The sequence below is a fragment of the Neobacillus sp. D3-1R genome, from assembly GCF_052180215.1.
Lineage (GTDB): Bacteria > Bacillota > Bacilli > Bacillales > Cytobacillaceae > Pseudoneobacillus.
In genome coordinates this window covers 532,538-553,961 of record NZ_CP197471.1, presented here as the reverse complement: position 1 = coordinate 553,961, position 21,424 = coordinate 532,538, and the positions used below count along the sequence as shown (strand labels likewise).

The following is a 21,424-nucleotide window of genomic DNA, read 5'->3' as shown; positions in this document are numbered from 1 at the left end:
ACCAGAACAGCCTATCAACCGGTAGTTGAATGATTAAAATTGCACTTTTTCAACTGTCAGTAGAAAAACAACAACCGCTTTACCAAGTTATCCGACTTTGTGAGCCGTGTTTCCGACTTTGTCACAGACTTATCCGACTTTTTTAATGAAATATCCGTCTAAAATGAAGATGTTTCCGACTTTGTCACACTTTTTACAAATAAATCCAAATCAAAAAGAGAGATTGCGTTTAAGCAACCTCCCCTACTTTTTATCGATTGTAGTCAATTACATATAGATATGGGATACGGATGTCACCAGCGCTAGATGTTACATTAATATATCCGCTTTTGAATTCAGGAGTTCCTTGTTGTCCGCCAGAGGCAACTCCTCTATTCACAACATTAACTGTAATTTGTGCGCTTTGATTTCCAGCCAGAGTGACAGAATCAGCACTTAATTCTAAATTTTCATCAGCACTTAAGTTGTAAGTTATTGCATCTTCTTCATTAGTTGGATTCTCTAGAGTAAAGCTCATCTGATAAGTCTGATTTCCAACTGGACGCACAAGACCAAAACTTAAAGAGGATGGGAATGCCATTGCTGGCGTATTCATTGCACGACCTAAATCAATTAAGCCCGCCCCTACTTTAAGAGGGTCTTTTTCATCTGTATCAGGTAACACACTTCCAGCCACATCATGCGCTGTTCCCATTAATGCTGCTTTCACTTCCGCTGGACTCCAATCAGGATGAACAGCTAATAATGTTGCCGCTGCACCTGCTACATGTGGTGAAGCCATTGAAGTTCCTTGATAAAGCTCATAGTCGCCGCCAACAACGGATGAGTAAATATTAACACCAGGAGCCGCAACATCCGGTTTCAATGTGTAGTTTGGTGTTGGTCCCCATGAACTAAAGTTAGCTAGTAGGTTGGGAACGGCGGCAACTTCTGATAAATTAGGGTCAACTGTAACTGTACGATCACCTGTCCAGTGAACTAATGTCTGCCCAGCTGAATTCCCAATCATAACAGCTGGAATCGAAGCTCCATCTGAAGACATTGGAATTGGTTCATCCACACCATCAAGTTGATAGATAATAACAGCTTCTGCTCCTGCAGCAGCTGCATTGTTAATTTTTTCAGTAAATGTACATGCACCGCGTTGGATAACTGCCAGTTTTCCTTCTAACGGTGTGCCACTTACTGGAGTACAAGCTAGCTTATCTCCACCCGCAACATCTGACCATAGTGCATATTCACCTTTTATTTTTTCCGTTACGGTTCCTCCACCAGAACCAGTAGTCGCAACCGTTTTTCCACCATCAAATGCTTCTGAATCTAAAAACATTGCAAATGAACGACTATTAGTCGTTGCCGCTACTGTAATTACCTTTTCCGCTGTTCCCGGTGATCCAACGGTATAGTTTCCTGGCCCCTCGTTACCCGCTGAAATGGCCACTACTACACCTGCATCCACAGCTGCATTTACCGTCATATCAAGTAAATCAGCACCTTTGTGAGGCGTTCCACCTAAGCTTAGGTTTAGTACATCCATTCCATCTTTAACAGCCTCTTCAACAGCTTTAGCTATAAATAAACTCTTAGCATCTTCCACTTGTCCTGGGAAAACGTTATAGTTTCCTAGATATGCACCAGGTGCGACTCCGCTAAGTGGTTTGTTGCCAAGAGGTGGCATTGTGCCAGACTTCCCAGCAATGGTTCCCGATACATGTGTACCATGGCTTTCCACCGCTTCAGCAGTCTGCCACGGCTCCTGATGGAATACTTTTGCTACAATTACCTTTTCACTAGTAAAACGTGTATCCCCTTTTGGAAATCCTTCCGGTGCTTGCATTCCATCATTTGGTTGAAGGAATGGATGTTTAAAATCAATACCAGAATCAATGACACCCACCTTTATTCCTGCACCCGCATTCGCCTGACCTCCAAGTGCTGTCCAAACTGGAGCTGCATTAATCAACCCAGTACTTGTGCTCATCGCCTTATGATAGGTCGCACTGTACCCTTTATTCACAACACCTGGTCCACGGCTGATTTCTTCTAAAGTAGCACCGTTTAACTTAAGGCCGATTCCATTATAAGTTACCGCATATTCCGTTACGACTTCCACTTGTGGAAGCTGTTTCGCCAACCATTTCTTATAATTTTCACGTTGAGATTCAAGTCTTTTTCCATATTTATTTGCTGCCGGGGAGTTTAATTTAACTTTTTCCCCTTTTGCTGGCTTTGTAGATTCGTAGCCTTTAATATTTCCATCATAGGATGCGATCGGTGCATCACCAAACTGAACAAATGCATATTCCGGATCCGTACTTTGATCCACTGTTGACAGCTGCCGATCATCATTTTTAACAATCCCTTGTGTTGGTATCGCTGCTGCAAATAGTAAAAGTAGAGTTAATGAGATCCCTAACAGGTTTCTAAATTTCCTAACTAATTTCATCCACATTCCTCCTTCATATATGTATCAGTTCATATCTATTGTTCGTGTCCAAAAAAAATAACACTACTAAAGTAGTGTTTGCATCTAGGAAAATAAGCTTGTTTTAGTAGTATTCATACAAAAACATTTAGTTCTTTCTCACATTAAAGCAGTGGGGGTCAGACCCCCACTGCTTTAATGTGAGAAAGAAATTCTTTTGAAGTCTTCCAAACTTACAAATGTTGAATACACTGCTTCAAAAGGACAAGTTGGCTATATTCATTTCATTTACCAGTGACGTAAACGTCCATCTGTCTACACACTTAAACGCTCTTGATGATACAGTCCCCTTGTAGGACTTACCTCTTTTGTGATAACCTCTTTTATTATTTTCGCCAATACACTACTATAAACTAAGCCATTGTCTCCATAAGCAAATAGGAAGTAACAGTTTGGAAATTCTTCGTATTCACCAATCATTGGAAGTCCATCATGTGTTCCGCCATAAAATGCACCTAAATAATACTCTGGATAAACCTCTATTCTCGGAAAAAGCTTATTAAATTCCTCAATCAATTTATCTTTTTTATGTATAATTTTAGAATCACGTTCTTCAGGAAAAGATGTATTATCATCTAATCCTCCGATGATAATTCGGTTATCTTTTGTGGTTCGCATATAAATATACGGTCGAGCCGTTTCCCAAATAAGAGTTCGCTTATGCCAGTCATTAAAGCTTTCAACTTGATTGGTTATAACTGCATACGAACTAGTCACCACACTGTTTTTCTCTTGTTTAAACTCTAATCCTTCATAGCCTGCTGCAATAATCACATAACGAGATTTGATCCTATGACCGTTTTCAGTAAAAAATGTGGTATTTTCATTTGTAAAAGACTTTTCACTTATTTTCGTATTTTCAAAAATTCGCACTCCATTTTTATGGGCTAATTGTAGTAATCCATGATTATATTTATAAGGATTAATTTCGCCGTCATTATACAAATAAAGTGCGGATTGCTTTTTAAAAGGATAGCGTTCACTTATTTGATTTTCTGAAAGTAGATCTACTTTAAATTGATGTTTTTGAAGGAAGGCATACTCTTTTCGGAGATTCTCAACACCTTCTTTATCACTAGCATAATAAAGACTATCTCTCCAAAAGAATTCGGGGTCAATATCCATTTTAAGAGAAGTCTTTTCTATATCCTTTATTGCTTCTTCGCATAGCTTCGTATGTTGAATAGCTGCTTCTTCACCAAATGTATTCACTAGTTCAAAAAGCATTTTATCTCCTAAATATTGAAGAAGAGCTGTGTTTACACATGTACTTCCTGCCCCTATTCTTCGTTTGTCGACGACCACGACGTCTAGGTCTTGCTCACTTAGTAAATACGCACATTGCGCACCTGAACTTCCAGCACCAATAATAAGAACATCGCACTTTATATCTTCATCCAACTCTTGATACCTTGTTGAATTAGGATATGTTGTTTGCCAATAAAACCTTCCACTATGTAAGTCCATTTTATGCCACTCCTAAAGATTCAACTCATTTTACTAATATCTCCAATTTATAAATAATATTTCCATTACTGAAAAAATAATAGTCAAACGCTATATAATACATAAGGATTTGTTAAATATCTTTGTTGAACTGGCACTAGTGTAAATCATTTTGCAAAGTCGTGGCTAATTAAGCCGTAAACATTCAATTTAGGCGGTTCACGTTCCCTTAATTTAAGGAAATGTTTTTTTGAAGATTCTCGGACTATGGTTCTGTTATTTTCCCTAAGTGTGGCTTTTCAAAAAAATAAAAAAGAGATTGCCACAAAACAATCTCCCTTTCTCATTAACGGTTGTAGTCAATTACATTAGATATGGAATGCGAATATCACCATTAGAGGATGTTACGTTGATATCAACTCTTTTGAATCTAATGTTTGTATCAGGAAAATAGGCTTGTTTTGACCGTCTTCTATTCTACCTAAACCATCGGATACTTTCTCACATCGATCCAATCCTCCGCCTGTTCCAGTTCCCCCGCTAATTGGAACAGTAGATCCTCCCGCCCTTTTGCAGCAATAACTTGTACACCTACCGGCAACCCATCCGCTGTTAAATGAAGGGGAAGAGACATGGCTGGTTGTCCGGTTAAATTAGCTAGCTGGGTAAATGGAGTTCGTGATAGGTTTTTTTGGGCAATTTGATCGACAATACCAGCCTTTTTTAATAGTCCACCAAGTCCTAATTTTCCTACTGTGCTAATTAAAAATTTTTCTGAAGACGATGGCTCTAATTCTCCGATTTTTGCAGGAGGAAACGCCGTTGTTGGAGTTAAATAAAAATCATATGTTTCATGGAACGTTTCCATTTGATAGGCTGCCTTGTCCCACTCTCTAATGCTTAGGGCAAATTCTTCGGCTGTTGTTGCTTTTCCTAACAGTCCTAATAGCCATGTGGTAGGTTCGACATCTTCGAAGGTAACCTTTTTACCAAGTGTTTCTTCCAAAGAAGTTAATAATGCTGCCGTTTCCGCAAAGTACATCATTAAATAGCTCTTGGCGATTTTATGTCCATCTACAGGTGCATCTACTTCCTCCACTACGTGTCCCATTGATTCTAATAATCTAGCTACCTTTAGCACAGCCTTTTTACATTCGGGGTGAACTTCTGTGCCAATGGGCGAGGAAACGGAAAGAGCAATCCTTAATTTTTTACCAATTGGTGTACGTGAAGCCTGAAGATAGCTTCCTTGAAAAGATGGAGCATAGTAAGCAGCCGCTTTATCATACTTATATAGTTCATCTAACATCGCTGCACTATCTCTTACCGACCTTGATAATACATGCTCAACGGAAGCCCCTTGCCATGCTCTGCCATAATGAGGCCCAACCGGTGTTCTGCCCCTTGTTGGTTTAAGTCCGAACAAACCACAATAAGCAGCGGGAATTCGTATCGAACCGCCCCCATCATTAGCGCCCGCAATGGGAACAATTCCAGAGGCCACAGCAGCTGCCGATCCACCGCTTGAGCCGCCTGGCGTCACGTTTAAATTCCACGGATTTCTGGTTGCACCGTAATGGTCAGGTTCGGTAATTGCCACTAAAGCGAATTCTGGGACATTCGTCCGACCTAGAAAAATAACCCCTGCCTCACGTAACCTTTTTACATATTCCGAATCAACTTTTGATTTAAAACCTTGAAGCGCCTTGGATCCCGAGGTGATAGGTTGTCCCTCCATCTCTTGTGAGATATCCTTTAAAAACATTGGAACCCCTGCAAACGTTCCGGAAAGGTCAGTCTCTGCAAGCTTTCTGGCTTCTTCGTACATCCGGTAAATCACTGCATTTAATTTTGGGTTGAGGGAGTTGGTTAATCGAATGGCTTCCTCCACTAATTCTTTTGGGTGAACCTCTTTTTTCTTAACTAATTCTGCTAAGCCCAAACCGTCATATTCTTTATAGTGAAACCCCAACATGCTATCACCCACTTTCATTCTAGTAATTTTCTTCTATAAAAATATGAAAATTTCCTCTATGATATTCTTCTAACAAGTATAAAAATATCCGGAACCTATAGGGAAACTATATTTTTTCAAGAAGCTATTTCAGATTATATTTACTTCTGCCTTCACTATAAATCAAATGCCGAGCAAGTTTTTTGATTTTTAGATATCTAACCATACGCTTATCTAACATAGTCATATTATGTAATACAAGTCACTTATGAAACAATAAGGAGGTAGATTATGAATTTAAAGAAGTTTGTAGACTCTTTACCTATCCCGACTGTACTGAAAAATATAGACACGACACCCGACGGCATTCCTTATTATGAAGTAACCATGAAACATGTTAAGCAAAAATTGCATCGTGATTTGCCGCCAACAACCGTTTGGGGATATAACGGAATGTATCCTGGACCAACATTTGAGACTACACGAAATCAACCTATTTATGTGAAATGGAAAAACAAATTACCTTTTGAACATATCCTTCCTGTCGATCGAACGATTCATGGAGCAGAACCTGATCAACCATCTGTTAGAACGGTTGTTCATTTACATGGTGGACGTGTTAGACCTGAAAATGACGGATATCCAGAGGCATGGTTTACTCGGAACTTTGAAAATGTTGGACCAAAATTTGAGCATGACGTTTATTATTACCCCAATTGTCAACGACCTGCAACCCTGTGGTACCATGACCATGCAGTTGGTATTACTCGTCTAAATGTATATTCTGGGTTAGCTGGTTTGTACCTATTACGTGATGAACATGAGAAGAGCTTGAATCTTCCTAGTGGAAACTACGAAATTCCATTAGTGATTCAAGACCGTTCCTTTTATCCGAATGGTGATCTCTTCTATCCAACTCAGCCTGGCCACGAGCCACCTCCAGCACCTCAGCCGCCTCCTCAGATTAATAAGAAACTACCCAATCCATCTGTTGTTCCAGAGTTTTTTGGCAATACCATCTTGGTTAACGGAAAAGTGTGGCCTTATCTGGAAGTCGAGCCAAGAAAATATCGCTTCCGTGTTGTTAATGGTTCCAACTCTCGTTTTTACCGTATGCGTCTCAGCTCTGGCCAGAATTTTATTCAAATAGGAACAGATGGAGGATTATTAGAGCATCCGGTACTAATTTCACAGCTCATTCTGGCTCCTGCTGAACGTGCAGACCTTATTATTGATTTTTCCAAACATATAGGACAAAACATCATCCTTACCAATGATGCACCTGCCCCCTTCCCAGATGGTGATGTTCCTAATGAAGACCTAAGTCAGATTCTACAATTCCGCGTCAATCTAAAACTCGCTGGTCGTGACCGAAGTGAAGTTCCTAATCGTTTAAGTTGTTTGGAACACCTAAATCCTGCTGATGCTATTACACGTCGTAAAAATGTCCTGGTTGAAAGTACCGATGAATTCGGTCGATTAAAGCTCCTATTAAATAATATGGACTGGGATCAACTTCCGATAACGGAGACCCCCTATAATGGTACGATTGAAATTTGGGATTTATACAATACAACCCCTGACACCCATCCGATTCATTTACATTTAGTCCAATTTCAAATTTTAGGCCGTGCAACCTTCAAAGGAAATCCAACGAGACTTAACCGCTCTATTGGAAAAATGCGTCCACCTGACCCGAATGAAATGGGATGGAAGGATACGGTACGTGCAAACCCAGGAGAAGTTACTAGAATTATTGCCCGCTTCGGTCCATTTACAGGAATTTATCCTTGGCACTGTCATATTCTCGAACATGAAGATCATGAAATGATGCGCCCTTATGAAGTCCTTGAAAATGAATCCAAAGGTAAACTAAGTTCCTCACAGTGCCCGGATGATACCTTTAAACAATGCTTCGACTGTGAAGACTGATTGAGTAATCCACTAAATATAGCTCTCTTTACCAATAAGCAGTAAACACCCCGTTACGGATTGTAACGGGGTGTTGTTTTGATGAAAGCTGTTTACGTATAGATTGGTTCTAAGCTTTTCTTAATAAGTGAGCAGCTCTTTTCTTGATTTTTAAAAGAATTTTATCGCCCTATATAGTGAAATCTCTCTTCTTTTTTAGTTACAAAAGCAACAAAGTTTTGAAAAGAGCTTTAATGAATACTCAAATAAGTTTCATGAATTAACGGATTGTTAGCAAGCTCGCTTGGCTTACCTTCGACCTTTATCTTCCCATTTTCCAACAGATAGCCCCAATCTGCTATTTGTAAAGCAGCTTTCGCGTTTTGCTCTACTAGAATGATAGTCGTATCTGTTTGTTTCAATTTGAACAGTGTTTCGAAGATTTCCTCGACGATTAACGGGGCCAAACCTAGTGAAGGTTCGTCGAGCATTAAGACTTTAGGACGTGCCATCAGTCCCCTCGCAATGGCTAGCATCTGCTGTTCTCCGCCACTCAGGGTTCCCGATAATTGCTTTCTTCTCTCCTTTAATCGCGGGAAGAGCTGATACATTTTTTCCATATCTTCGTCGATTCCATCTCGGACTGTTTTAGAAGCACCATAACCGCGATAACGATTGTAAGCACCGAGGCGCAGGCTTTCTTCTACTGTTAGCTCTGCGAACATCCCTCTTCGTTCAGGGACCAAATTCACTCCAACATAGGCAAGCTTTTCTGCTGGTGAACCCGTAATGTCCTGACTCTCTAAAAATACTTGTCCTGACCTTGGCTGCAGTAAGCCGGCAATTGTATTTAACAAAGTTGTTTTCCCAGCCCCATTGGCACCAATAATCGTGCTTAATTGACCTTCTTTAATTTCAAGGTTAATTCCTTTTAAAGCATGAATGCTTTCACGGTAAACATGTAAATCGTTTATTTTTAAAATAAGCTTCGCGTCACTTGAAACTACTCTTTCTTTATAGGACTTTTCCATATCTCGACCAAGGTAAGCCTCAATTACCTTTTCATTTTCCTGAATTTCAGCTGGCGTTCCTTCGGCAATTTTACTGCCAAAATCAAGAACAATCAGGCGATCCGAAATTTCCATAACGGTGGATAAATCATGTTCAATTAAGAATATCGTTAAGCCCTGCTGCTTTAACTTCTTAATCAAGGAAATCATCGTTCTCCGCTCTTCCACACTTAAACCCGACATCGGTTCATCTAGTAAAAGTAGCTTTGGTTCAAGCGCAATAGCCCGAGCGATTTCAAGCAGACGCTGTTCACCAAAAGATAAATCTCCTGCTAGCGTGAGCGCCTTATCCTCCAAACCGATGAGTCTTAGATTTTTCATTCCTAATTCGGTTGCCCGTTCTTCCTTATGTTTCAAATGTGGAAGCCTGAGCATAGAGCTAATAATATTCGTTCTCCTTGTATCCTTTACCGACACCATGACATTTTCCAATAACGTCATATTGTCAAAAATTTGCAGGTTCTGGAAGGTGCGGGCAATGCCCAGTTCTGCAATTTCGTTTGGTTTTAAAGCATTGATTTTTTCACCATTAAATTTCACTTCACCTTCATCAGGTGAATACATTCCCGTAATACAATTAAATGTTGAGGTTTTGCCAGCGCCATTCGGACCGATAAGAGAGACGATTTCCCCTTCTTTAATATCGAAGGTGTTTTCATTTACGGCAATAACACCGCCAAATCTCTTTGTCACTCGATTGAATTCAAGCAATGTTGCACCCATCTATGACTCCCTCCTGAACCGCTGACTGATTTTTTCAAAAATGCCCATGATTCCTTTTGGCATATAAATCATCATGATGACCAATAAAAGCCCAAAGAAGATAACTTCGACCGCGCCACCAGCACTTTCACCAAAGATAAATGGGACTACCTCACGAAGTACTTCGACAAGGAGAGTCACCACAACGACCCCAATTAATGGACCGTACATACTCGCTAATCCGCCAAGCACGGCCATCACCACAAATTTGATCGACATCTCAAAGCTGAAAATCGCTGGGCTGATAAAACTCATATATGACGCATATAATCCTCCGCTTAATCCCGCAAACACCGCACTGACCACAAACGCAGATAATTTATATTTGCCGATGTTGATGCCCATCGATTGAGAGGCAATAGGACTATCCTGGATGGAACGTAAATTTCTACCCCAAGAAGATTTTAAAAGGTTTTTTGTTAAAAGAAATACGATAACAGCAATAAGAGCAATCATATAGAACCAAGTCATATCGGATGCAACCGAAAACGATCCTATTTCAAAGGATGGAACCCCGATTAATCCGGATGGACCGCCAGTTAGCTCGGACTCTTCGATTAAAATAATATTAATTACGATCCCAAAACCAAGGGTTGCTAAAGAAAAATAATGACCTTGAAGATTTCTTGTTAAGTACCCGATTAAATAAGCAATTCCCCCTGCTAAGACCATTCCAATCGGAATCGTTAAAAATGGAGAAAGGGAAAGTTTGATTGCTATGATTCCTGAACCGTAAGCACCGATTCCCCAAAAGGCGGCTTGCGCCAAGGAAACAAGACCTGCATGGCCCATTAACAAGGAAATCCCAATCGTAGAAATAAAATAAATACCTATTAAAACAAATACACCTGTTATATAGGTACCTGCCAAATAAGGAAAGGCAACCAACAGTATAAGTAAAAAAGGAATCAGGAATATATTTCTTTTCGAAAGGGGTTTTACGGTAATCGATGATTCATTGCTGATGATTGTTTTTTCCATATAGATCCTCCCTCCTTATACCCGTTTTCCGCTCTTCGTTCGAATAATGCCTTGTGGCATGAAGACAAGCACTAATAATAAAATGAAAAAGGCAATCGCATCTTTATAGCCAGATGAAATTAATCCTGCCCCTAATGATTCGATCACGCCCAAAATGATTCCCCCGATTACCGCACCCGGAACACTGATCAGTCCACCCAGTACAGCGGCGACAAATCCTTTTAACCCAATCATCAATCCCATATCATAGGTTGCTAGAGAAATCGGAGTGACCGCTACCCCTACAATACCGGCTAAACAAGCACCAATCATAAAAGAAAGCAAGCCCATCCATTTAGGTGAAATCCCCATTAAACGGCTTACCTCACGATTCATCATACTGGCTCTTAATGCAGAACCTAACATTGTTTTTTCAAAAAAGATATACAGTACCAGCATTGTAATGAAGGTAATGCCAATGATAAAGAAATCTTGACGTGGTATCGCTGCACTTAAGAAACTGACTGGCTCTCCTGCTAAAAATGGCGGTAGGACCTTTGGAGAGCTTCCAAAAATAAGTAACGCAAGACCACGTAACACAGTGGATACCCCAATCGTGATAATAATGAGGACAACCTCACTGTTAAATCGGGCTGGCTGAAGCGCTAGTCTTTGCACCAGCGCCCCAACAATCGTAGCTGTGATGACCGCAGCTACAGCCGCTACCCAAAGGGGGGCACCTCCGGAGACCATTGCGGCCGCCGAGATTCCCCCCACCATGACAAATTCACCTTGAGCAAAGTTGATAACACCGTTTACGTTATAAATGGTCACAAACCCTACTGCGATTAAGGCATAAATTCCACCAACTGCTAAACCGGATAGTAATAATTGTACAATTTCCAAACTGCTTCAATCCTTTCTATTCCGGAATGACCCAATCGCCATTCTTGACTTGAACCATAAGAGCATCTGCTGAACTTAACCCTTGGTGATCCTTTTCACTTAAGTTAAAAACGCCTGTTACGCCTACTACATTTTCTAACTTCTCAAGATTGTCGCGAATCGAATCTCTTGTGACCTTATCTCCAGATTTTTCAATCGCTTTGGAGATTAACAGCATTGCATCGTATGCCATACCATCAATTGGACTTGCACCTTGTTTTGTTTTTGCTTCAAAGTCTTTTACGTATTTTGTAATAATTTCCTTTTGAACATCGCCGTCTCCGATTTGATCAGAAACCCAAACCTTACCGGCAGATACATATGTTCCTTCAGCTGCTTCTTTTCCTGCTAATTCAACAAATGCATTCGAGCCTGCACCTGCTGGATATATCAGCATATTATCCATTTTTAGCTCCCAATAGTTACGGTTCACGATCGATGCAGCTGGTGGAATCGACCAGACAATGATCGCGTCTGGATTTAAGCCTTTAATTTTCGTTAACTGCGGCTTCATATCTTTATCGCCCATTCCAAACTTTTCAACGGCTACAATATTAATGCCGTTTGCTTTCGCTACTCCTTCAAACGTCTTTAATCCGCTATCACCATACGCATTATTCAAAGCCATGAAAGCAATGTTCTTTTTATTTTCTTTTTTCAATAACTCTACGATACTAGTAGAAATATCTTCATTGTCTACAGGAGTTTTAAACACCCAGTGTCTTTCCTCAGCTGGCGAAGAGATCGCATCCCCTGACCCTATCGATACAAGTGGTACTTTACTTTTTTCAATATAAGGAAGTAGAGGCATCGTTGTTGGTGTTGTTCCTCCCCCAATAACAGCTACTACCTTATCTTGCTCGACTAGCTTTTTCGTCACGACTAGAGATTGCGTTTCGCTTGATTCATTGTCATATACAACAAGCTCAATCTTTTTACCATCAATACCGCCATCATCATTGATTTGATCCACTAGCATTTGGATGGCATCTTTTTGTGGAACACCCCATACTGCTGCAGGTCCAGATAACTCTAAATTGACACCTATCTTAATCGTTCCTTCTTTGGAGCTAGTCTTCGTGTTACAAGCTGCAAGACTAAAGATTAATAGAATGCTAAGAAATAGCGTAAACCATTTTTTCATTTTGACTCCCCCATCTTTTTTTTAAAAGTAATGTCTCTAATTTAATTTTTTACATTATTTAGTTATCCAACTGTATTTGTAGTCTTTGTCTTCGATGTCATGGGCATTTTTTAAGACTTTTAACGGTCTGAATGTATCGATCATTACGGCAAGCTCGAGTGTTTCTTTCTTGCCTATACTTGCCTCAATTTTTCCAGGATGTGGACCATGTGGAATTCCTGATGGATGCAGGGTAATGGAACCAAGCTCTACCCCTTTTCGACTCATGAAATTTCCTTCCACATAATAGAGAACCTCATCGCTATCAATATTACTATGATAGTAAGGGGCCGGGATGGCATCTGGATGATAGTCATATAGACGCGGTACAAACGAACAAATGACAAAGTTATTTCCTTCAAAGGTCTGATGGACTGGTGGTGGCTGATGAATACGTCCGGTTATTGGTTCAAAATCCTCGACATTGAAGGTATATGGGAACAGATAACCGTCCCAACCAACGACATCTAATGGATGGTGCCCATAAACATGCGAATGCATATGGCCGCGTGATTTCGTCCGAACCTCAAACTCGCCACTTTCGATATGAGTATCTAGTGTTTCCGGACCATGGAAATCTCTTTCACAAAACGGACTATGCTCCAATAGCTGCCCAAAGTGATTGCGATATCTTTTTGGTGTTGTGATCCAGCTGGTTGTTTCGATCACCAGGAACTTGGATTCACCTGGATCTGGAGTAACTTTGTAAATCGTTCCAACCGGAATGACAATGTAGTCACCAGGTCGATAAGGAAGCGTTCCGAAAATCGTCTCCACTTTTCCGCTTCCATAATGAACAAATAAAACTTCATCCCCATCACTATTTCGGTAAAAATAATCCATTGCCTCCGTCGGTTGGACAATCCCAATCGTTAAATCCTCGTTGCCAAGAATATATTCTCTTCCTGCGACAGGATCGTTTTTCTTCGTTAATTTACTTGTGTAAAAATGGCGTGGAATAAGAGCCGCCTGCTCCTCATAATTGAGTTCCACTTTTCCTAATAATGTTGACTCCACCATCGCCGTTGGTGGATTATGATGGTATAAAATCGACTGAAGTCCAGAAAACCCTTTCGTTCCCATTACTTGTTCCCTATAAAGAGAACCGTCTTCCTTCTTAAAAACTGTGTGTCTTTTACGCGGGATTTCCCCTAACCTTTTGTAGAAAGGCATGGTTGCTTCCTCCTTATCGTTTTTCCGTTTTCATTTTTATCGTATTACGTTCATTCCTTTATGGATTGAACGTTTGACATAGTTGGATGGAAATGAACTATCTCACTTCCTGAACCGCTTCGTTCCATTCGAGCTTTTTAGCTGGTAAAACGCGTCCTGTTACTTCTCCAAAACCAACTCGATAGCCATCTCCTTGGCACCAGCCTGTCATTAACAATTCATCGCCATCATGAAGCCATACACGTTCTTCGCCATTTTCAAATTGAAGTGGCTCTGCCCCGCGCCAAGCTAGTTCCATCATGCTTCCACGTGATTCTCTTTCAGGTCCGCTGATGGTTCCAGATGCTAGTAAATCACCCGGGTTTAAATTACATCCGGTAATCGTGTGATGGGCAATTTGTTGGGCAATGCTCCAATATAAATAGTTGTAATTGCTAGCCGTGATTCGCTCTGGTGCTTCCATGTTTTGACCTTTTAGATAAACCTCTAATTGAATGTCAAATGAGCCAGCCTTATTGTTTTTTAAATAAGGTAGAGGCTCTGGGTCCTGTTTTGGCCCTGTTACTCTAAATGGCTCAAGTGCTTCAAGTGGTACGACCCATGGCGATATGGATGTGGCAAAGTTTTTGGCTAAAAATGGACCAAGCGGTTGGTATTCCCACGCTTGAATATCACGTGCGCTCCAGTCATTCACTAAAACTAATCCAAATACATGATCTTCCGCTTTATTTACCGAAATAGGGTTCCCTAACTGATTTCCTGAACCAATAAAGCAGCCAACCTCTAATTCAAAATCCAGCTGTCGGCAAGCTGAAAATTCAGGTGCACTTACAGTAGGCGGCTTAATTTGACCTTGCGGGCGGTGGATATCCGTACCGCTTAATACAACCGAGCTTGCGCGTCCATGATACCCAACAGGTAAGTGTGTCCAGTTTGGCATTAATGCATTTTCTTTTCCACGAAACATAGTTCCGACATTGGAAGCGTGTTCCTTTGAAGCATAAAAATCGGTATAGTCGCTAATCTTCACAGGCAATAACATTTCGATTTTACTTTGAAGTGTGAAGGCTTTTTCTCTTAAAGAAGCATCATCGCGAAGGGTTGGCACATCTTCTTTTAAAAGATGTTGAAGGACACTGCGAACTTCCTTCCATGCTTGCTGACCCATTTCCATAAAAGGATTTAAGGTTGATTGATGAAAAACGTTCTGGCCTTTTACTGGTGTATAATCAAAAAAGCCTGCTTCGTCTAGTACAGAAAGGTCTAACACATATTCCCCTATCGCTACACCAACACGTGGTTCTGCATGAGTTCCTTTCGGTTGAAAAATCCCATACGGTAAGTTTTGAATAGGAAAATGGGAATCTGAATTTACTTTTATAAATGAACGAATCACTGGGATGCCTCCTTTAAAAATTTCATTTCTCTTAATTCATCACGCGGTTCATCAAAACTGCAGGAACCATATGAATACAATTGTTTTCGATATTTCTGGATATCACTAGCCTCGATGATGACATCCTTCCAAAATAGCCCTTGCTCCTGAAATTGGAAGTGGTTTGGTTCCTCATCTATTAGAATTTCAACTAGTTTCTCTTTTTCAAGCTGATGTGCGAAGGCTGCCAGCCCTGCTGTAAAAACATTGAGAAAACCGTACATTTTGGTTTGTACTTCTTCCCGGTACATCCGAATAGGATGGTGCAATCCAGCTGTAAATTTTAACGGCAGCTTTCTTCGAGCACATCCTGATAAAAAAGCAGCAACCTTTTCGGGTGACGGAAACATGTTTGCTTCTAGCCCACCGGTCCGAAGCTTAAGTCCCAATGGTTGATTGGTCACGGCATTATGAGCAGCAAAAGCATCAAATGTCTCTAAAAGATGTTGTTCCCAGTCTTCTGTGTTGGGGATGGTCACTTCGCAAAAAAGCTTCACATTCCCCTGTTGAGCCAACTCTGACAAAACCGCCAAGTCCTCCACTTTTGGAATCGATAGAGGCATTGGAAGTTCAACTGCTTCTACCTGTACCTTTTCCCCATGCTTTTCTTGGAAACTAGTAATCTGTTGTAAAACATGTTGAAGGCCAGTTTGGCAGCCTTCCATATGTTCGCTTTTCATACCTGTAACCGAAAAGGATAATACTTCGATTGGCAATGTGTTAAGAACGAATTCCTCCAGTGATGAAGCAGGAATAATAAAAGTCCCCAGCATCCATTCGTCTTCACTTTGTTTATAGGAAATAAAGTTTTCAATTGCTTTTTCAAGTGATAAACCTGCCGGTGGGAATAATCCCGCATAATCGATTAGATTTTCCAAAAATGCTTGTAAACTTGCATTTTCCATTTCTTTACTAGTTGGCTTTAGCTCCATCTTTTCTTCGCTCCTTCGATATTAGGACTTATGATTCACGAAAAGCGCAAGCGCCTTGGTCAGCCCCGACATGCAAATGTTCTCTAACCAATGAAGTCTGATTTATGACTTCATTGGTTAGAGGTTATTTGACCTCGAGGGGCTAGGCGCTGAAGCTGGACAATTCTCGAAGTACAAAAAGTTATACTTTCTGATCTTTTAACGAAGCGCACTGCCCTTTTAATGCCACTTGCATTGACACTAATTCTTTCGCTAATGCCTCAATACGAGATAACACATCATGATCGGTTATTTCATTTGCCATATTAAAATGGTTGGTATGGGCGTAAACATAGCTTGGTGCAACATAAGCACGGAAATATCCCGCAATTGGCTTTAGCTGATTTTCAATAACTAAATAATGCTGATAGGTCCCACCATTTGCGACAAACCCCATGACTTTATGGCGGAAAACATCCGGTGAAACGATATCGAATAGATTTTTTAACGGTGCTGGCATTGAGCCATTAAAAATGGGGCTGCCAATTAAATAAAAATCAGCTTCGGATACCTTTTGGATCGCTTCTCTTGTGTCATCATTGTATAATTCCAGCTTACGTCCATCACAAAATTGCATTTCATAGTTTCTTAAATCGAGAAGGTCCGTTTCAATGTCAGGATTTACTTTCTTGATTTCTTTTAGAACAGCCTCCACTAACACAGCTGTTTTGGCACCTAAAATCGTCCCCGAAATTCCAAGTATCTTCATCTGCTTCCTCTCTCCAATCGCTATTTTTATGTTAAGACGATACTTTTACACCACTAGCAAAAGCAGGCATCACCTTTTCCGCCACGAGCTCCATGGATTGAAGAACTTTTTCATGTGGCAATCCACCAAAGTTCATAAGCATCATGACATGGTCACAGCCAGCTTCTTGATATAATCGCAGACGGGCAATCACATCTTCTGGAGTCCCAATTAATAGTTGTTCACGCTCTTCTAAATCTTCAAATTGCGCACTTCTTCCATACTGACGAGTATCTAAATATAGGTTTAAATGTTCTCTCGCCACTTGTTCTGCTTCCTCACGGGTTTCAGCCACAAACGTATGGAGTGCCAATGGAATATTGATTTTGCTCTCATCATGACCTGCTTCACGATATGCCTTTTTATAATCATCCAAAATTTGTTTTAATTCAGGGATCGAACGGCTTGCCACGTATGGAACTCCCATAATGTTATAGCCCATTTTTCCAACAAATGTTGATCCAACTGGACTTAAGGCACCAATCCAAGTTGGAACCTTCTTTTGTTTCGGAATAACCTCCAGCTTCACATCTTTGAACTGATAATAATCTCCTTCATGTGAAAATCTTTCACCTGTCCAGGCTTTTTCAATAACGGCCAGCGCATCATTAAAACGGAACGCTTTGTCTTTTCCTTCTACATTAAAACCAGCAAATTCATGTGGAAGATAACCGCTTCCTAACCCTAAATTTAAGCGCCCATCACTTAACACATCTAGTAAGGCATAATCCTCTGCCACTTGAATAGGATTTTTAAACGGCAACGTCACGATCGATACCCCTAAACGGATGTTCTTTGTATGCTGAGCGGCAACAGCCAAAAGCATCTGTGGAGTTGTTAAGATTCCGTATTCACTAAAGTGATGCTCTGCAAACCAAACGGATTCGTAACCTAAACGATCTGCCTGAATGGTTTGTTCTAACACTTCTTTCATTAATTGTTCATGGGAACGATTAAATTTTTCCTTGTAGTTATCAAAAACAGTAAATAGACCAAATTTCATGACGATTTCCTCCGTTTTTTCAATTTTGGACAACAAAAAAACCAGTAGCAAAGAAACATCTAAAAAACTGAAAAAATATCAGATTCTAGATCTTTTTTTACCACTGGTTTTTAATCTACTTAATTGAGATTGGGTCTCTCTCCCTTTCCCCATAGATTAGCCAGTTAAACAACATGTTAATATAATTATATATAAATTATATAACGAATATTCTAAAAATTGCAAGCGCTTTATTACTTGTTACCTTACTTCATTTTACTTTCCATATAGCGCTGGTAAGCGGTAATAAACGCTTGGATAATCGCCTTTTGCGGAGAAACTAAAAATCTCGATTCTATTAATTTTGTAAGATGATCGATGCCATTTTGAAGAGATTGTCCACGCAGCAAAGAGGATAGAAAGTTATTCGTGATATCCTTTATAAAAGTAAAGTCACAATCTACGATGATATCTGTCTCTTTATCAATAATCAGTAAACAGCCAAGGGACTTCTGCAACTCAAACACCGGAGTTCCTTTCGGCAATGGAGCAAATCCCGCTACATATACATAACTGTCTTTCATTTCGCCTCTCATAACTCCTACCTCCATCTCAAAAAATTTCTATATTAATAGTTTATCATTACGGGTTAGTAAGAAAAAGGTGATTGGTGGCAGAAATGGGGGTGAAAATTTCACTTTTACTAGTCTTCCTTTTTGGTAGGAGCCTTATATCTGACTGTTTTCGTGATTTATCTGACCGTTTTCGTCATTTATCTGACTGTTTCAAGTATATATCTGAACATTTTTGGATTATTACTAACTTTGTCACAATTTTTACATATTCTACCAAAATTCAACCTTAAATAACCTTACTGCATAAACAGAAAAAGACCCAAATTAGGGTCTTTTCAAAATTCTTTAAGCACCACAGCATTTTTTATATTTTTTCCCGCTGCCACATGGGCATGGATCGTTTCTGCCTACTTTTGGATTTAAACTACTAGGTTGATTTTGACGCTCCATATCCTTTGCGAAGTCTGCTTCATTTTTTTCAGCGATACGCTTCCATTCTTCTAAATAGGGATGATTCTCACCCATTACTTTGTAAAATCCGTATGCTAGTTCCTCTATTTCAACGAGATACGATTGTGGATGATTCTTCAAATAAGCTTCTATTTCAGGTAAGGCGGCATCAGATAATTGATGGCACAAGGCTTCAAATACAATGCTTTGGTCGTCTTCATCTGTCAGTTCTGTCATTAAGTCCTTTAAAACCTGAGTAGCCAATGGAGTTTTCGTTCCACTTAATACGGAGATAGCAAAAATAGATGACTCCTGCATTCGAGCATATGGAACCACCGATTCTACCACTTCATCACTTTGAAAGGAAATTAACGCATCTGCCGTTTCCTCCAGTAAGATGTCATCATCACGATCGAGAAAACTCACTAATAGCGGTATGTATTTAGGTAACTTCAGTAAACCAATCATATAAACAGCAAGAATACCATGATAGGCAAAATATTTTTCATGGAGCTGTTCTCCTAATATAAGGTCTATTTCGTTCTCATCCACCCAGCCCTTATGAATAAGTGTCTTCACTAAAAGTTTTGCCTTACTATATAGTTGATGGTTATGTTCGGGTGATTTCCCCAAACCTCCTAGTAAATCTCCATAGGTTTCCCAGACTTCTTCTTCAGACCCCTCAAGTAAAATACGATAGAAATCCCAGTTATCCTTTGGTGCATATGGTTCCAATTGTTCCCGATACTTGAAAGCCAACTCAGGTTCTATCTTGTCTACTAACCGTAAGTATAAATATTGATTGGATGCATCTGAATTTTTCAGCCCTTCTATTAAAAACATTACTGCTCTTTCGCTAAAAGGTAACTTTTCTAGATTCATTAATATGTTGAATTCCTTCACCTTTGACTGGAGAGCGTCATTTAATAGCCTCTCCGTCCATTCGGGTGGCACAAACGGATAATATTCACTAAGTAGTCTTAATATAAATTTTTGAATAAGTAATTCTTCACTAAGCAGATGCGGTTCTATTTTTTTCAAAAATGACAATGCCTTTTTCCTCCTTGTTTCCTTCTTACTAATCATGATAACCAAAAATAGTATCTCAGGCATAATAAATTTCACTTTTTACCAAACTATTAAAACAACTCATTTTAGATCTTCTGTTTACTTTTACAAATAAATGGCGGTCATTTTTAAAAAAATATTGAACTTCATTACATAAAATGGTATATTTTGAAAAGTTAGGAAATTTAATTATTTAAGGAGGGGATTGTTGTGTCGTATATAAAATTTCAGAGCAAGTTGACGATGGTATCTACAATCCTTTACATTTTTTCTTTTAATCATTAATAAACTAAGTAGATTAAAGACTATCGTAATGAACGTAGTCTTTTTTTATTGATTGTATTTATTACATCGTCATTCTTCCTAACCATGCTCTGATGTTTTAAGCAAACGAAAGGGATGGTTTTTATGAATAGGAATTTAACTGACGGACAGATTGTTTCCATAGTATCGATGAAAACGAATCAAAAGTATGAGGAAAAAGTGGAGTCATTCCGAATTGAATATTTAATTGATGGTTATCGGGTTATTGGTTTTATAGTAAAACCAAAGAATACCGATAACGGCCCCTTACCAGTACTCATTTATAATCGTGGAGGCAATAGAGAATATGGTAAGATCGACGAAGAAAGGTTAGAACGATTAGCTTCCTACGCAGCCAGAAATTATGTTGTCCTTGCTACTCAATACCGTGGTAACGATGGTGGAGAGGGTAGTGAAGAATTTGGAGGAGCAGATATTCGCGATATATTTGCAATGTCCTGGTTAGCCGATACACTACCATACGCTGATTCCAATCGAAAAGTAATGTTTGGCCATTCTAGGGGCGGATTAATGACTTATATCGCTATAAAACTAGGTATTGATATAAAAGCTGCTGCAGTTGTAGGTGCTCCGAGTAATTTATTACGAGAGTCACTCCCTTTTCCAATGGATCAGATTCATGAAGAACTTATCGGAAATAAGGTTGATGAACGAGAAAAATTTATAGCGAGGTCTGCTTTATTCTGGCCAGATAAAATAAACATCCCTATATTAATATTACATGGAGATAACGATAATAGAGTACACGTTGAAGATTCGATAGAATTATCCAAATTACTCGAAGAACACTCTAAGATTTACAAGCTTGTCATCTATCCAGAAGGTGACCATAGATTATCAAACTACCAACAGGAACGTGATAAAGAAATATTTGAATGGTTTGATCACTATTTAACCTACTAGCTATTTTTTTATATTTAAAAATGAAGCCCTAACTCCACTGGAAGTTAGGGCTTCTATTTATGAGGCAAGAACTTCAAGT

General features: G+C 39.6%; 16 protein-coding genes. 2 read left to right on the top strand and 14 right to left on the bottom strand.

What is annotated here, in order from left to right; all coding sequences use genetic code 11:
• Positions 1–250: 250 nt before the first annotated feature.
• The 3 genes from ACSBPO_RS02745 to ACSBPO_RS02735 all read right to left on the bottom strand — a co-directional run bounded on the left by ACSBPO_RS02745 (position 251) and on the right by ACSBPO_RS02735 (position 5,906).
• A complete protein-coding gene (locus ACSBPO_RS02745) occupies positions 251–2,446 on the bottom strand; it encodes a S8 family serine peptidase (RefSeq protein WP_442598547.1) in 2,196 nt (731 codons plus the stop codon).
• Positions 2,447–2,740: 294 nt separating this feature from the next.
• A complete protein-coding gene (locus tag ACSBPO_RS02740; protein WP_442598545.1) occupies positions 2,741–3,952 on the bottom strand; it encodes an NAD(P)/FAD-dependent oxidoreductase in 1,212 nt (403 codons plus the stop codon).
• A gap of 460 nt (positions 3,953–4,412) precedes the next feature.
• A complete protein-coding gene (locus ACSBPO_RS02735) occupies positions 4,413–5,906 on the bottom strand; it encodes an amidase (protein ID WP_442598543.1) in 1,494 nt (497 codons plus the stop codon).
• A gap of 270 nt (positions 5,907–6,176) precedes the next feature.
• Between ACSBPO_RS02735 and ACSBPO_RS02730 the strand changes: the two genes are divergently transcribed.
• A complete protein-coding gene (locus ACSBPO_RS02730) occupies positions 6,177–7,817 on the top strand; it encodes a multicopper oxidase family protein (protein ID WP_442598541.1) in 1,641 nt (546 codons plus the stop codon).
• 230 nt (positions 7,818–8,047) lie between these two features.
• On the opposite strand, the gene ACSBPO_RS02725 is transcribed toward ACSBPO_RS02730, so the two are convergent.
• The 11 genes from ACSBPO_RS02725 to ACSBPO_RS02675 all read right to left on the bottom strand — a co-directional run bounded on the left by ACSBPO_RS02725 (position 8,048) and on the right by ACSBPO_RS02675 (position 20,100).
• Positions 8,048–9,589, bottom strand: coding sequence for an ATP-binding cassette domain-containing protein (locus ACSBPO_RS02725; protein WP_442598539.1), 1,542 nt, complete (start codon positions 9,587–9,589; stop codon positions 8,048–8,050).
• Complete coding sequence (locus ACSBPO_RS02720; protein WP_442598537.1) at positions 9,590–10,609, bottom strand: branched-chain amino acid ABC transporter permease; 1,020 nt, start codon at positions 10,607–10,609, stop codon at positions 9,590–9,592.
• 15 nt (positions 10,610–10,624) lie between these two features.
• Positions 10,625–11,494 carry a branched-chain amino acid ABC transporter permease gene (locus tag ACSBPO_RS02715; protein WP_442598535.1) on the bottom strand — a complete coding sequence of 290 codons (870 nt, stop codon included), beginning with the start codon at positions 11,492–11,494 and terminating at the stop codon, positions 10,625–10,627.
• Between the two features lie 16 nt (positions 11,495–11,510).
• Entirely contained in the window at positions 11,511–12,677 is a 1,167-nt protein-coding gene (locus ACSBPO_RS02710; RefSeq protein ID WP_442598533.1) for an ABC transporter substrate-binding protein, read from the bottom strand.
• Positions 12,678–12,731: 54 nt separating this feature from the next.
• Positions 12,732–13,889, bottom strand: coding sequence for a homogentisate 1,2-dioxygenase (locus ACSBPO_RS02705; protein WP_442598531.1), 1,158 nt, complete (start codon positions 13,887–13,889; stop codon positions 12,732–12,734).
• Between the two features lie 97 nt (positions 13,890–13,986).
• Positions 13,987–15,285, bottom strand: coding sequence for a fumarylacetoacetase (gene fahA / locus ACSBPO_RS02700; RefSeq protein WP_442598529.1), 1,299 nt, complete (start codon positions 15,283–15,285; stop codon positions 13,987–13,989).
• Positions 15,282–16,256 carry a hypothetical protein gene (locus ACSBPO_RS02695; RefSeq protein WP_442598527.1) on the bottom strand — a complete coding sequence of 325 codons (975 nt, stop codon included), beginning with the start codon at positions 16,254–16,256 and terminating at the stop codon, positions 15,282–15,284. The genes fahA and ACSBPO_RS02695 overlap by 4 nt, the downstream gene beginning before the upstream one ends.
• 181 nt (positions 16,257–16,437) lie before the next feature.
• The gene (locus ACSBPO_RS02690) at positions 16,438–17,004 is read right to left on the bottom strand and encodes an NADPH-dependent FMN reductase (RefSeq protein ID WP_442598525.1); all 567 of its coding nucleotides are present in this window, start codon (positions 17,002–17,004) and stop codon (positions 16,438–16,440) included.
• Between the two features lie 31 nt (positions 17,005–17,035).
• Complete coding sequence (locus tag ACSBPO_RS02685; RefSeq protein ID WP_442598523.1) at positions 17,036–18,046, bottom strand: LLM class flavin-dependent oxidoreductase; 1,011 nt, start codon at positions 18,044–18,046, stop codon at positions 17,036–17,038.
• A gap of 245 nt (positions 18,047–18,291) precedes the next feature.
• Positions 18,292–18,621 carry a DUF3870 domain-containing protein gene (locus ACSBPO_RS02680; RefSeq protein ID WP_442598521.1) on the bottom strand — a complete coding sequence of 110 codons (330 nt, stop codon included), beginning with the start codon at positions 18,619–18,621 and terminating at the stop codon, positions 18,292–18,294.
• A gap of 324 nt (positions 18,622–18,945) precedes the next feature.
• Entirely contained in the window at positions 18,946–20,100 is a 1,155-nt protein-coding gene (locus ACSBPO_RS02675; RefSeq protein WP_442598519.1) for an SEC-C metal-binding domain-containing protein, read from the bottom strand.
• A 426-nt stretch (positions 20,101–20,526) separates the two neighbouring features.
• On the opposite strand from ACSBPO_RS02675, the gene ACSBPO_RS02670 reads away from it, so the two are divergent.
• Positions 20,527–21,345, top strand: coding sequence for an alpha/beta hydrolase family protein (locus ACSBPO_RS02670; protein WP_442598517.1), 819 nt, complete (start codon positions 20,527–20,529; stop codon positions 21,343–21,345).
• Positions 21,346–21,424 lie beyond the last annotated feature (79 nt).